At 67.9% G+C, this 12,590-nt stretch carries 12 protein-coding genes; 8 read left to right on the plus strand and 4 right to left on the minus strand.

Annotation, left to right across the window (positions count from 1 at the left end; translation table 11 throughout):
- Positions 1-4: 4 nt before the first annotated feature.
- Genes nosZ through ACVN9Z_RS28170 form a run of 6 tightly spaced genes read left to right on the plus strand, consistent with a single transcriptional unit; the run spans position 5 to position 6,513 of the window.
- A complete protein-coding gene (gene nosZ / locus ACVN9Z_RS28145) occupies positions 5-1,921 on the plus strand; it encodes a TAT-dependent nitrous-oxide reductase (protein WP_006386544.1) in 1,917 nt (638 codons plus the stop codon).
- Between the two features lie 5 nt (positions 1,922-1,926).
- On the plus strand, positions 1,927-3,240 hold the full coding sequence (locus tag ACVN9Z_RS28150) for a nitrous oxide reductase family maturation protein NosD (RefSeq protein WP_458212893.1): 1,314 nt from the start codon (positions 1,927-1,929) through the stop codon (positions 3,238-3,240).
- Positions 3,237-4,142 (plus strand): ABC transporter ATP-binding protein, encoded by a 906-nt coding sequence (locus ACVN9Z_RS28155; protein WP_054441043.1) that lies wholly within the window; start codon positions 3,237-3,239, stop codon positions 4,140-4,142. The genes ACVN9Z_RS28150 and ACVN9Z_RS28155 overlap by 4 nt, the downstream gene beginning before the upstream one ends.
- Positions 4,139-4,969, plus strand: coding sequence for an ABC transporter permease (locus ACVN9Z_RS28160; protein ID WP_020928889.1), 831 nt, complete (start codon positions 4,139-4,141; stop codon positions 4,967-4,969). The genes ACVN9Z_RS28155 and ACVN9Z_RS28160 overlap by 4 nt, the downstream gene beginning before the upstream one ends.
- The gene (locus ACVN9Z_RS28165; protein ID WP_006386540.1) at positions 4,966-5,466 is read left to right on the plus strand and encodes a nitrous oxide reductase accessory protein NosL; all 501 of its coding nucleotides are present in this window, start codon (positions 4,966-4,968) and stop codon (positions 5,464-5,466) included. The genes ACVN9Z_RS28160 and ACVN9Z_RS28165 overlap by 4 nt, the downstream gene beginning before the upstream one ends.
- A 36-nt stretch (positions 5,467-5,502) precedes the next feature.
- On the plus strand, positions 5,503-6,513 hold the full coding sequence (locus tag ACVN9Z_RS28170; RefSeq protein WP_458212894.1) for an FAD:protein FMN transferase: 1,011 nt from the start codon (positions 5,503-5,505) through the stop codon (positions 6,511-6,513).
- 47 nt (positions 6,514-6,560) lie between these two features.
- On the opposite strand, the gene ACVN9Z_RS28175 is transcribed toward ACVN9Z_RS28170, so the two are convergent.
- Positions 6,561-7,727: a PDDEXK nuclease domain-containing protein gene (locus tag ACVN9Z_RS28175; RefSeq protein ID WP_232066930.1), complete on the minus strand. Its 1,167-nt coding sequence runs from the start codon at positions 7,725-7,727 to the stop codon at positions 6,561-6,563.
- 237 nt (positions 7,728-7,964) lie between these two features.
- Complete coding sequence (locus ACVN9Z_RS28180; protein ID WP_006386537.1) at positions 7,965-8,750, minus strand: inositol monophosphatase family protein; 786 nt, start codon at positions 8,748-8,750, stop codon at positions 7,965-7,967.
- Positions 8,751-8,869: 119 nt separating this feature from the next.
- Here ACVN9Z_RS28180 and ACVN9Z_RS28185 point away from each other — a divergent pair, with 119 nt between their 5' ends.
- Entirely contained in the window at positions 8,870-9,661 is a 792-nt protein-coding gene (locus tag ACVN9Z_RS28185; protein WP_006386536.1) for an RNA methyltransferase, read from the plus strand.
- Positions 9,662-9,730: 69 nt separating this feature from the next.
- On the opposite strand, the gene ACVN9Z_RS28190 is transcribed toward ACVN9Z_RS28185, so the two are convergent.
- Complete coding sequence (locus ACVN9Z_RS28190) at positions 9,731-10,720, minus strand: Bug family tripartite tricarboxylate transporter substrate binding protein (protein WP_006386535.1); 990 nt, start codon at positions 10,718-10,720, stop codon at positions 9,731-9,733.
- Between the two features lie 161 nt (positions 10,721-10,881).
- Between ACVN9Z_RS28190 and ACVN9Z_RS28195 the strand changes: the two genes are divergently transcribed.
- Positions 10,882-11,643, plus strand: a complete 762-nt coding sequence (locus tag ACVN9Z_RS28195; RefSeq protein WP_006386534.1) for an IclR family transcriptional regulator — start codon at positions 10,882-10,884, stop codon at positions 11,641-11,643.
- Positions 11,644-11,726: 83 nt separating this feature from the next.
- Here the strand turns inward: ACVN9Z_RS28195 and ACVN9Z_RS28200 are convergent, their stop codons facing one another.
- A complete protein-coding gene (locus tag ACVN9Z_RS28200) occupies positions 11,727-12,575 on the minus strand; it encodes a mechanosensitive ion channel family protein (protein WP_006386533.1) in 849 nt (282 codons plus the stop codon).
- Between the last annotated feature and the right edge of the window lie 15 nt (positions 12,576-12,590).

Here is a 12,590-nt window from a genome sequence, read left to right on the forward strand (position 1 = left end):
AACCATGTCCGACAAGAACCCCGACAAAACCGGCCTGAGCCGTCGCAGCTTCCTGGGAACCGCCGCCATCACCGGCGCGGCCGGCCTGGTGGGCGGCGCGCAGCTGTCCACCGCCCACGGCAAGGACGCCAAGGCCGGCGCCGCCGGCCAGAGCGGCCACGTGGCGCCGGGCGAGCTGGACGAATACTATGCCTTCAACTCCAGCGGCCAGTCGGGCGAAGTGCGCGTGCTGGGCCTGCCGTCCATGCGCGAGCTGGTGCGCATCCCGGTCTTCAACCACTGCAGCGCCACCGGCTGGGGCCGCACCAACGAAAGCCGCAAGATCCTCACCGAAGGCCTGACGCCCGAGACCCGCGAATACCTCAAGGACAAGGGCGGCGTATTCCTGAACGGCGACGCCCACCACCCGCACCTGTCGTTCACCGATCGCACCTACGACGGCCGCTATCTCTTCATCAACGACAAGGCCAACAACCGCGTCGCCCGCATCCGCCTGGACGTGATGAAGACCGACAAGATCACCGAGCTGCCCAACGTGTCGGGCGTGCACGGCCTGCGGCCGCAGCGCTATCCACGCACCGGCTACGTGTTCGCCAACGGCGAGCACATCATCCCGCTGCCCAACGACGGCAAGGTGACCGACGATCCCAAGAAGAACTTCTTCGCGATCTACACCGCGCTGGACGGCGACACCATGAAGGTCGCCTGGCAGGTGCTGGTGGACGGCAACCTGGACAATGGCGACGCCGACTACCAGGGAAAGTATTCCTTCTCGACCTGCTACAACTCCGAGAAGGGCGTGACGGTGGAGGAAGCCTCCGCCAACGAGCAGGACTGGGTGGTGGTGTTCAACATCAAGCGCATCGAGGAAGCCGTCAAGAAAGGCGACTTCAAGATGATGGGCGGCGTGCCGGTGATCGACGGCCGCCACGGCTCCAAGTACACCCGCTACATCCCGGTGCCGAACTCGCCGCACGGCTGCAACGCCGCGCCCGACGGCATCCACCTGGTGCTCAACGGCAAGCTGTCGCCCACCGTGACCGTGCTGGACGTGCGCACGCTGGACGATCTGTTCGACGACAAGATCAAGCCGCGCGATTGCGTGGTGGCCGAACCGCAGCTGGGCCTGGGCCCCCTGCACACCGCGTTCGACGGCCGCGGCAACGCCTACACCACGCTGTTCATCGACAGCCAGATGGTCAAGTGGAACATCGACCTGGCCAAGCGCGCCTACAAGGGCGAGAAGGTCGACCCGATCATCCAGAAGCTGGACGTGCACTACCAGCCCGGCCACAACCATTCGACCATGGGCGAGACGCGCGAGGCCGACGGAAAGTGGCTGGTGTCGCTGAACAAGTTCTCGAAGGACCGCTTCCTGAACGTCGGCCCGCTCAAGCCCGAGAACGACCAGCTCATCGACATTTCCGGCGACACGATGAAGCTGGTGCACGACGGCCCCAGCTTCGCCGAGCCGCACGACATGTGCCTGGTGCACCGCTCCAAGGTCCACCCCGTCAGCGTCTGGAAGCGCGACGACCCCATGTGGGAAGACGCGCGCCAGATGGCCAAAAAGGACGGCGTGACGCTGGAGGACGCGGCCAAGGTGGTGCGCGACGGCAACAAGGTGCGCGTGTACATGATGGCGGTGGCGCCGATGTTCAGCCTCAAACGGATCGAGGTCAACCAGGGCGACGAAGTCACCGTGGTGGTCACGAACATGGAAGTGATCGAGGACCTGACCCACGGCTTCACGCTCGAAGGCCATGGCATCGCCATGGAGATCGCGCCGCAGGCCACCGCGTCGGTCACCTTCACGGCGGACCGCCCCGGCGTGCATTGGTACTACTGCCAATGGTTCTGCCACGCGCTGCACATGGAAATGTCCGGCCAGCTGGTGGTGCTGCCGAAGAAGACCGCGTAGCGCCCATGACCTTCCTCGCTAACCTGACCCGGGGCGGCAGGAGGGCCGCCGCCGCGCTGGCCACGCTGGCCGCGCTGGGAGGCGCGCCCGCCTGGGCGCCGCCCGCCGCCGCGGCCAACGTGTCCGTCGCCGCCGGCTCGGACCTGGCGGCGGCGGTGGCCGCCGCCCAGCCCGGCGACGTGCTGGCGCTGGCGCCCGGCAGCTACACCGGCGGCATCGTCATCGACAAGCCCCTGACCCTGGAAGGCCCGCCCGACCGCGCCGCCGTCATCGCCGGCACGCGCCAGGGGCGCACGCTGTGGATCAAGGCCGAGGACGTGACGCTGCGCAACCTGACCATCACCCGCTCCGGACTGAGCCTGTCGGACATGGACGCCGGCGTGTTCCTGGACCGCGGCGCGCACCGCGCCCGCATCGAGCACAACGACATCCTCGACAACCTGGTGGGCGTGCACGTGTGGGGGCCGCATGACGCGCTGGTACGGGCCAACCGCATCGTCGGCAACCGCGAACTGCGCGTGGCCGAACGCGGCAACGGCCTCACCCTGTGGAATACGCCGGGCACGCGGATCCTGGACAACGACATCTCCGCGGGCCGCGACGGCATCTTCGTCAACACCAGCAGGCGGAACACCTTCAGCGGCAACCACTTCCACGACCTGCGCTACGCGGTCCACTACATGTACACCAATGACAGCGAGATCAGCGGCAACGTCTCGACCGGCAACGACATCGCCTACGCCATCATGTATTCGCACCGGCTGGTGGTGCAGGGCAACGTCGCGCGCGACAGCCGCGAACAGGGCCTGATGCTGAACTACGCCAACCAGTCGCGCATCACCGGCAACACGGTCGATGGCGCCGGCAAGTGCGTGTTCATCTACAACGCCAACAACAATGCGTTCCTGGACAACCACTTCGCCAACTGCGATATCGGCGTGCACTACACCGCCGGATCCGATGGCAACCAGATTTCGGGCAACGCTTTCCTGCACAACAAGAACCAGGTGAAGTATGTCGGCACCCGCACGCTCGACTGGGCCGTGAACGGCCGCGGCAATTACTGGAGCGACAACACCGCCTTCGATCTGGACGGCGACGGCATCGCCGACACCGCCTACCGGCCCAACGATGTGGTCGACCAGCTGCTGTGGCGCGCGCCCGCGGCGCGCATCCTGCTGAACAGCCCGTCGATATCGATCGTGCGCTGGGCCCAATCCCAATTTCCCGCCATCCTGCCCGGCGGCGTCATCGACAGCGCGCCGCTGATGCAGCCGCCGCCGCGGCCCGCCGCCGCCCGCGCCAAGGAGACCCCATGAAGACCGACCTGGTGACGCTGGCCGGCGTCAGCAAGCACTATGGCGCGCAGCACGCCATCGACGGCCTCGACCTGCAATTGCGCGAAGGCGAATGCGTGGCGCTGGCCGGCCACAACGGCGCCGGCAAGAGCACGCTGATCAAGCTGGTGCTGGGGCTGATCCGGCCCACCCACGGGCGCGTCACGCTGTTCGGCGAGGACGCCCACAGCCGCGCCGCCGCGCGCCTGCGCGACCGCATCGGCTACCTGCCGGAGACCGTCGCGCTGCATCCCTCGCTGACCGGCGTGGAAACGCTGGCCTTCTACGCCCGGCTCAAGCGCCGGTCGTTGTCCGGCAACCCGGCCCTGCTGGAGAAGGTGGGCATCGCCGGCGCCGCCCATCGTCGCGTGGGCGGGTATTCCAAGGGCATGCGGCAGCGCCTGGCGCTGGCGCAGGCGCTGCTGGGCGAGCCGCGCGTGCTGCTGTTCGACGAACCGACCACCGGGCTGGACCCGGCCTCGCGCCTGATGTTCTACGAGATCGTGCATGAACTGCGCGCGGCCGGCGCCACCATTCTGCTCAGCACCCATGCCCTGTCGGAACTGGCGGGGCACGCCGACCGCATCGTGGTCATGAAGGCCGGCAGGAAGATCGCCGACGGCGCCATGTCGGCGCTGCGCCGCGACACCGGGCTGCCCATCCGCATCCGGCTGACGCTGGCCGAGCCGCAATCCGGCACGCTGCTGACGCGGCCCTGGCGCCGCCTCGACGCCTGCCGCTATGAACTGGCCTGCCAGGAACGCGACAAGGTCGAGGCCATCCGCGGCATCGGCGCCATCGCCGCGCCCATCGCCGACCTCGACATCCAGGCGCCAAGCCTGGACGACATCTACGCCCACCTGCTTGAACGGGAAGACATATGAACGCCGTCTGCACCATCATCGGCAAGGAAATCCGCGACGGCCTGCGCAATCGCTGGGTGCTCGCCACCGCGCTGCTGCTGGGCGCGCTGGCGCTGGCGCTGGGCCTGCTGGGCAGTTCGCCGACCGGCACCGTCAAGGCCGACCCGCTGACCGTCACCGTGGTCAGCCTGTCGAGCCTGTCGATCTTCCTGGTGCCGCTCATCGCCATGCTGCTGGCCTACGACGCGGTGGTCGGCGAAGTCGACCGAGGCACCATGGCCCTGCTGCTGAGCTACCCCGTGTCGCGCTGGCAGGTGCTGGTGGGCAAGTTCATCGGCCACCTGGCGATCCTGGCGCTGGCCACCGGCGCCGGTTACGGCTCGGCCGGCCTGGCGCTGCAATGGGCCTACGGCGGCCTGGACGCCGCCGCCTGGCAGCCGTTCGCGCTGCTGATCGGGGCCAGCGTGCTGCTGGGCGCCAGCTTCCTGGCCATGGGCTACCTGATCAGCACGCTGGTGCGCGAGCGCGCCACCGCCGCCGGCATCGCCGTCGGCGTATGGCTGTTCTTCGTGGTGATCTACGACATGGCGCTGCTGGGCCTGCTGGCGGCCGACCAGGGCCGCTACGTCAGCCCCGGCCTGCTCAACGCGCTGCTGCTGCTCAATCCCTCCGACGTCTATCGCCTGTTGAACCTGACGGGCTTCGAGAATATTTCGCTGTACGCCGGCATGGCGGGCGTGAGCGACCAGGCCAGCCTGCCCGTGCCCGCGCTGCTGGCGGCGCTGCTGCTGTGGATCGCCCTGCCCTTCCTGCTGGCCGCCGCGTCTTTCAGGAACCGACCGCTATGAGAGCCCTGCTGTTTTCCCTCGGCCTGGCCGCCCTGCTGGCCGTGACCGCCTGCGGCGACGGCGCCGCGCCCGCCGCGCCGCCCCCGCCGCAAGCGGTTTCGTCGCAGTCGGTGGGCCATTACTGCGGCATGGCGCTGGCCGATCACACGGGTCCGAAAGGACAGATCTTCATCAAGGGCCGGCCCGCGCCGGTCTGGTTCTCGTCGATCAAGCAAGTCTTCGCCTATACGCTGCTGCCCGAGGAACCCAAGGCGATCGCCGCGATCTACGTGAACGACATGGCCACCGCCGGCGCCGACGGCGTGCCGGATCCGGCCGCCTGGATCGACGCGCGCCAGGCGTTCTACGTCATCGAAGGCCGTTTCGTTGGCGGCATGGGCGCCGAGGACGCCATGCCGTTCTCGCTGCGCGACCGCGCCGAGGCCTTCGCGCAGGCGCACGGCGGCCGCGTCGTGGCCTATGCCGACGTCCCGGAAGCCTATGTCTTCGCCCAATAGCGCGGCCCTTGAACGCCCCCGCCGCCCCCATCCGCCATGTCCATCGCCATGAATCCACGCCGCCGCCGTTTCATCGGCATCGCCGCCGCCGCATCCGCGCTGGCGCTTGCCCCCCTGTCCTTGCGCCGCGCGTCCGCCGCGATCGCGCCCACCACCTGGCAAGGCGTCGCGCTGGGCGCCGATGCCGAACTGCGGCTCTACCATCCCGACCCGCGCGCCGCGCGGCAACTGATCGACCAGGCGCTGGCAGAACTGCATCGCCTGGAAGGCATATTCAGCCTGTATCGCGACGACAGCGCGCTGGCGCGGCTGAACCGGCAGGGCTACCTGGCCGATCCGCCCGCCGACCTGCTGCGCCTGCTGGGCGACAGCCTGCGCTACAGCCGCCTGACCGATGGCGCCTTCGATCCCACCGTGCAGCCGCTGTGGCAGCTGTACGCCAGCCATTTCGCGCGCCCCGGGGCGCCCGCGCAGGGCCCGTCCGAGGCCGAGCTGGCGCGGGCCCTGGCACGCGTGTCGTACCGGGAAGTGACGCTGGACAGCCGCCGCATCGAGCTGCGGCGGCCCGCAATGGGCATCACGCTCAACGGCATCGCCCAGGGCTACATCACCGATTGCATCACGCGCCTGCTCAAGCAGGGCGGGCTGGATCGCGCGCTGGTCGACATGGGCGAGATCCGCGGGCTGGACAGCCGCGCATCCCCCGGCGACTGGCGGGTCGGCCTGGCCGATCCGCGCGCGCCGCGGCGGATCCTGGCCTCGGTGCCCGTGCGCAACCAGGCGCTGGCCACATCGAGCGGCTACGGCACGGCCATCGACGCGGCGGGCCGCTGCACCCACTTGTTCGATCCCCGCACCGGCAGCGCGCGGCCGCGCTACCAGAGCGTGTCGGTCATGGCGCCCAACGCCGCCATGGCCGATGCCCTGTCGACCGCGTTCTCGCACATGCCGCTGCGGGTCACGGCGCCGATCGTGCGCGAGCTGGGGCTGCGGGCGTGGTTCGTGCCGCGCGAGGGGGGATTGGTGTCGCAGGGCGGCCAGGGGTGACGCAATGCGCACCGACCGCCTGCCGATGGGGAACGCTGAACCGGCGGCTACGATTTTCCCTTGCGGGCGGTGCTCGATTGGCGCGCCTCGAACTGCCTGCGCGTGGCCTCCAGTTCCCGCTGCAGCAACGCCGCGTCCGGCAGGACGGTGCGGTAGTTGGCTGCCATCACCTGGGTTGGCAGTCCGTCCAACGCATACTGCGCCAGCGCACGGCCCTTGTCCGCGCACAGGATCAGCCCCACCGGTGGATTCTCGTCGGCAAGCGCCCAGTGCGCTTTCGCATAGTTGCAGTACATGTGCATCTGACCCACATCCGCGTGGGTCAAGCTGCCGAGTTTCAGATCGATGATGACCAGGCAGCGCAGCCTGCGATGAAACAGCAGCAGATCCACGCGATACCACGTCTGGTCGATGCGCAATCGACGCTGCCGCCCCACGAAGGTGAAGCCTTCCCCGAGCTCCAGCAGGAAGCCTTCCAGACGCTGCGTCAGGGCGGCTTCCAGATCGGATTCCGAGTATTCGTCCTTGAGATCGAGAAACTCCAGCACATACGGGTCCTTGATCGCATCGTCCGCGGTGACGCTATCCCCAGGCATCGGCAGCGCTGCCTTCGCCAGCACTGCGGCCTTGTTCCTGGACAAAGCAGTGCGCTCGTAGAACTGGCTTTCGATCTGCCGGTCGAGCTGGCGCACGCTCCAGCCGCCACGCAGCGCATGCGCCTCGTAGAACCGGCGAGCCTGGCTGTCCTTGACCGACAGCAATCGCACATACGCCGACCAAGGCAGCGTGAATGCCTGGGCCAGATCGGATAGATCGAATTTCCGAGACACTGTCTCGGAAATCCTGGCCATTCCCGTTTCGTCGAATTTCCGAGACACTGTCTCGGAAATTGCAGATGGAGGATAGGCAAGGAAGAACCCCCGCATGTTCTCCAGGTTGTCGGCGCTGAAGCCGCGCCCGAACCGCGCGGTCAGGTCAATGGACAACCGTTGGATCAACTGTTCCCCGTAGCCGGCCCGTCGCCTGCCTTTCTGCTCGGCGTCGACGATCCGTTGGCCGATCGCCCAGTAACTGGCCGTCATCAATGCATTGACCCGCCGCGCCGCGCTCCGGCGGGCGCTATCGAGCAGTTCGACGATATCGCCATGAATACCGGCATAGCCGGCCGGCAACACGCCAGCCCGGCTCGGCCGCATCGACGTCTTTCCTGTCATGCGATCATCTCCGTGTGAGGAAGACGCAGGCGCCTTCGTCACCGGTAGACCCTTCGTTCGGCGCCAGACACACCACATCACTCGCGGCATGACCATAGCGCATGAACCGCGCCATGGTCGCGCGCACCGTGACCAATCAGTCCACCCGGGACGCTGACGCAAAACATGACCGAACTGCATCACCCCAAACAAAAAACCCGCCGTGGTGGCGGGTTTTGGGGAGGCAACGAAGCGCGCTCAGGCAGCCGGCGTCGGATTCAGCGCCGACAGCATCTGCGTGAAGATCTTCGGGCTGGCGGCGAGCACGTTGCCCGAATCCATCCAGCCTTGTTCGCCGTCGAAGTCGGCGACCAGGCCGCCGGCTTCCAGCACCATCAGGCTGCCGGCCGCCAGGTCCCAGGGCTTCAGGCCCACGCCGCAGAAGCCGTCCAGGCGGCCGCAGGCGACGTAGGCCAGGTCGAGCACGGTGGCGCCCAGGCGGCGCACGCCGGTGCTGCCTTCGGCCATGGTGCGGAAACGCTGCGAGCCTTGTTCCAGGTCGCCCGAGTTGGGCCAGTGCGCGCCCAGCAGGGCCTCGTGGTAGCGGGTGCGGCCCGAGACGCGCACGCGGCGGTCGTTCAGGAACGTGCCGCTGCCACGGCTGGCGGTGAACAGTTCGTTGCGCGACGGGTCATAGATGACCGCCTGCGTGACCTGGCCGCGCTGGGTCAGCGCGATCGACACGGCGTAGTTGGGCAGGCCGTGGATGAAGTTGGTGGTGCCGTCCAGCGGATCGATGATCCACTGGAATTCCGCCTGGTCGGGGCCCTGCAAGCCGAATTCCTCGCCCAGGACGGCATGGTCCGGGTAGGCGGCGCGCAGCGTCTCGACGATGGACTCCTCGGCGGCGCGATCCACTTCCGTGACATAATCGCGCGGCCCCTTGCGAGCCACGCTGAGTCGTTCCAAATCCATGCTGGCACGGTTGATGATGGTGCCGGCACGCCGGGCCGCCTTGATGGCGATGTTGAGCATCGGGTGCATAAAATTCCGTACGTATGCGGTGGGTAGGCCGCTAGCCACCCCCCCGGATCCGCCGCCCCCGACAGGGGGAAACCGGCCCAAAAAACCAGGAAGGCACTAAGCCAAACGTGCCATTTTAAATGACTCAAGCATTTTCACGCGTTCGCTTCATCATGGTGAACCCCAGCCACCCCGGAAACGTCGGTTCGGCGGCCCGCGCGATCAAGACCATGGGCTTCTCGGAACTGGTGCTGGTGGGGCCCAAATTCGCCGATGTAACCAGCCAGCCGGAGGCCGTGGCCCTGGCCAGCGGCGCCCTGGACGTGCTGGAGAACGCGCGCATCTACGATACCCTGGAAGAGGCGCTGGCGCCCGTGACCCTGGCGTTCGCCCTGACCGCCCGGGTGCGCGACCTGGGCCCCCCGCCCTGCGACATCCGCCAGGCCGCCGACCTGGCCTGCGCCCACCTTGCGGAAACCGCCGAAGGTTGCGCGGCCATCGTGCTGGGCACCGAGCGGGCCGGCCTGACCAACGCCCAGATCGGGCTGTGCCACCGCATCTGCCATATCCCGGCCAACCCCGAATACAGCTCGCTGAACGTGGCCCAGGCGCTGCAGCTGGCGGCCTGGGAGCTGCGCTACGCGCTGCTGGTGGACCAGGGCGCCGCCCTGCTGCCCGCCTCCACCGCGCAAGCGCCCTCGCGCGGGGCCGAGCCAGCCTCCGGGGAAGCCGTGCAGGCCTTCCTGGCGCACTGGGAAGAAGCGCTGGTGGGCGTGCGCTTCCTGGACCCGGCCCATCCCAAGAAATTGCTGCCGCGGATGCGGCACCTTTTTTCCCGGGTGGCCCTGACGCGCGACGAGGTCGACATGATGCGCGGCGTCTGCACCGCCATGCTGGCCGCGGCGCGTCGCGACGGCGGCCCAAAAAAATAGGGACGGGCATCTGCCCGTCCCCCGTCATCGGCCGCCGGCGGTTGGCCCGCCGCGGCACGAAGCGCGTGCTCAGTCGACCTTGGCGCCCGACGCCTTGACCACCGGCGCCCAGCCTTCCACTTCCGACTTGATGAACTGGCCGAACTCGGCCGGCGTGGTCTTGACGCCCACGGCGCCCAGCTTTTCGAAGCTGGTCTGCACTTCCGGCTTGTCCAGCGCCTTGACCATGGCGGCGTTGAGCTTGTTGACCACTTCCGGCGGCGTGCCGGCCGGCGCGATCAGGCCGAACCACGACGATACGTCGAAGCCGGCGAAGCCCGATTCCTGCATGGTGGGCAGGTCCGGCGCGCTCTTGGAGCGGTCCGACGTGGTCACCGCCAGCGCGCGCAGCTTGCCCGATTGCGCGTGCGGCCAGGCCGACGGCATGTTGTCGAACATGAATTGCACCTGGCCGCCGATCAGGTCGGTGATGGCCGGGGCGCTGCCCTTGTACGGCACGTGTAGCACGTCGATGCCGGCCTTCATCTTGAACAGCTCGCCGGCCATGTGGATCGAGGTGCCGCTGCCCGACGAGGCAAACGCCAGCTTGCCCGGGTTCTTCTTGGCGTAGTCGACCAGTTCCTGCACCGTCTTGACCGGCACCTGCGGGTTCACCACCAGAATGTTCGGCACCTTGGCGCCCAGCGCCACCGGGGTGAAGTCCTTCGTCAGGTCGAACGTGACGTTCTTGTACAGCGTCTGGTTGATGGCGCTGGTGACGGCCACGAACAGCAGCGTGTAGCCGTCCGGCGCGGCGCGCTGCACCATGTCGGTGGCGATGTTGCTGCCGGCGCCCGGCTTGTTCTCGACCACGAACGACTGGCCCAGGCTCTCGGTGAGCTCCTTGGCCATGATGCGGGCGATCACGTCGGTGGTGCCGCCGGCGGAAAAGCCGACCACGATGCGGACAGGTTTGTCGGGATAGGCGGCCTGGGCGGAACCCATGGCGAAAGCGCTTGCGGCGGTAGCCAGTAGCGTGGCGGCAAGACGCCGCAGTCCAGGCTTTTGACCGGTCTTCATATAGTCTCCGTGCTGATACTGTCCATTAAATGGACGATTCGAATTATTGGATGCTGCATTCTGATCTATACACGAGCGGAGCATCAAGGTAGAGTCCACGCTACGGACTATGGTTTTCCCTTGACCATTGCGCCATAACCCCCAAGTTTTCAGAGAGTTGCATGCAAGACAGCGATGCCGCGGCCGCAGGCCCCCGCACATTGCGGCGCGGATTGGCCGTTCTGGCCGCCCTGCGGGACCAGGGCCCCGATGGGCTCAGCGTGACCGATATCGCCCGCCTGACGGGCATCCAGCGTCCCACCATCTACCGCCTGCTGGCGGCCCTGCTCGACGCGGGCCTGGTGCTGCCGGTGACGGGCACCAAGAAGTACCGCGCCCAGCTGGCGGTGGACCCCGACACCCGCTCGCGCGATCCGCGCGTGCGCCAGCTGCTGCCGGTGCTGCGGCGCCTGGCCGACCGCACCGGCGACGCCGTGTTCCTGGTGGTGCGCGATGAAGACGACTCCATCAGCCTGCATCGCGAGATCGGCAGCTATCCGGTGCAGATCCTGGCGACCTACGCCGGCAAGCGCCAGCCGCTGGGCGTGGGCTCGGGCGGCATGGCGCTGCTGGCCGCACTGCCCGACGACGTCGCGCGCGGCATCGTCGAACGCAACTCCAGCCGGCTGGACGAATACGGCGGCATGACGCCGCAGGAGATGTTCCGCCTGATCGAAAACACCCGCGCCCGCGGCTATTCGGTGGTGGGCAATCATGCCGTGCGTGGCGCGCTGGGCGTGGGCTGCGCCCTGCTCGACAACCATGGCGCGCCGCTGCTGGCGGTCAGCGTCACGGCCATCATCGACCGCATGCCGGCCCAGCGCCAGCGCGAGATCGCCGGCTGGATCAAGGCCGAACTGGCGCGGCTGGCGGTGCAGGCCTGAGCCCGGCACGCGGTCCACGCCGCGCCATGAAAAAGGGCGTCCCGCCATCGGCCGGGACGCCCTTTTCATTGCAGGCCATACGCTCAGGCCGCGGCGCCAGCCTTGGGCTCGCTGGCCTTGGGGTTCTGGATCTCGCGCAGCGGGATCGGCGCCTGGAAGCCCGCGGCCTCCAGCGACAGGCGGATGTCCTGGTACAGGCCCCAGCGCAGGTCCCAGTACTTGGCGGCGTCGGCCCACACCCGCACGTTCACGACCACGCCGCTTTCCTTGTAGTCGACCACCTTCACCAGCGGCTGCGGATCCTTCAGCGCGTTCGGATTGGCCGCGACGATGTCCTGCAGCTTGGTCAGCACCGCGTTCAGGTCATCGCCATAGCGCACCGGCACCGGGATATCCAGGCGGCGGGTCTTGTTGCGGCTGTAGTTGGTGATGGTGGCGTTCCAGACGGTGCTGTTGGGCAGCGTCAGGTGGATGCCGTCGACCTGGATCAGGCGCGTCAGGAACAGGCCGACTTCCTCGACCGTGCCTTCAGCGCCGGAGCTCAAACCGACGTATTCGCCGGCACGCACCGGGCGCAGGATCAGCAGCATGATGCCGGCCGCGATGTTCTGCAGCGTGCCCTGCAGCGCCAGGCCGACGGCCAGGCCGGCGGCGCCAAGCACCGCGATCAGGCTGGCGGTCTGCACCCCGAAACGCGCCAGCACCGCGATCAGCGTGAAGATGCGCACCGTCCATACCACGGTGCTGTAGAACATCGGCACGATGGTCGGGTCGATCTTGCTGGAGCGCGTGGCGATGCGCCGCACCCAGCGGCCCAGCAGCGTCGACACCCACCAGCCGATGACCAGGATCAGCAAGGCCACCAGCAGATTGATGCCCAGGTCCACCAGCCTGGGCGCCCAGGCATTGAATTCCTTCAAGGCGTCTTCCATCGTTGTCGCTCCCTC

It is taken from the genome of Achromobacter sp. KK8, from assembly GCF_054188005.1.

Coding starts and splice junctions, on each gene's coding strand:
- ACVN9Z_RS28160 (WP_020928889.1), top strand. CDS start 4,139: ATGAACGCCGTCTGCACCATCATCGGCAAGGAAATCCGCGACGGCCTG.
- ACVN9Z_RS28170 (WP_458212894.1), top strand. CDS start 5,503: ATGTCCATCGCCATGAATCCACGCCGCCGCCGTTTCATCGGCATCGCC.
- ACVN9Z_RS28165 (WP_006386540.1), top strand. CDS start 4,966: ATGAGAGCCCTGCTGTTTTCCCTCGGCCTGGCCGCCCTGCTGGCCGTG.
- ACVN9Z_RS28175 (WP_232066930.1), bottom strand. CDS start 7,727: ATGACAGGAAAGACGTCGATGCGGCCGAGCCGGGCTGGCGTGTTGCCG.
- ACVN9Z_RS28200 (WP_006386533.1), bottom strand. CDS start 12,575: ATGGAAGACGCCTTGAAGGAATTCAATGCCTGGGCGCCCAGGCTGGTG.
- ACVN9Z_RS28190 (WP_006386535.1), bottom strand. CDS start 10,720: ATGAAGACCGGTCAAAAGCCTGGACTGCGGCGTCTTGCCGCCACGCTA.
- ACVN9Z_RS28195 (WP_006386534.1), top strand. CDS start 10,882: ATGCAAGACAGCGATGCCGCGGCCGCAGGCCCCCGCACATTGCGGCGC.
- nosZ (WP_006386544.1), top strand. CDS start 5: ATGTCCGACAAGAACCCCGACAAAACCGGCCTGAGCCGTCGCAGCTTC.
- ACVN9Z_RS28150 (WP_458212893.1), top strand. CDS start 1,927: ATGACCTTCCTCGCTAACCTGACCCGGGGCGGCAGGAGGGCCGCCGCC.
- ACVN9Z_RS28155 (WP_054441043.1), top strand. CDS start 3,237: ATGAAGACCGACCTGGTGACGCTGGCCGGCGTCAGCAAGCACTATGGC.
- ACVN9Z_RS28180 (WP_006386537.1), bottom strand. CDS start 8,750: ATGCACCCGATGCTCAACATCGCCATCAAGGCGGCCCGGCGTGCCGGC.
- ACVN9Z_RS28185 (WP_006386536.1), top strand. CDS start 8,870: ATGACTCAAGCATTTTCACGCGTTCGCTTCATCATGGTGAACCCCAGC.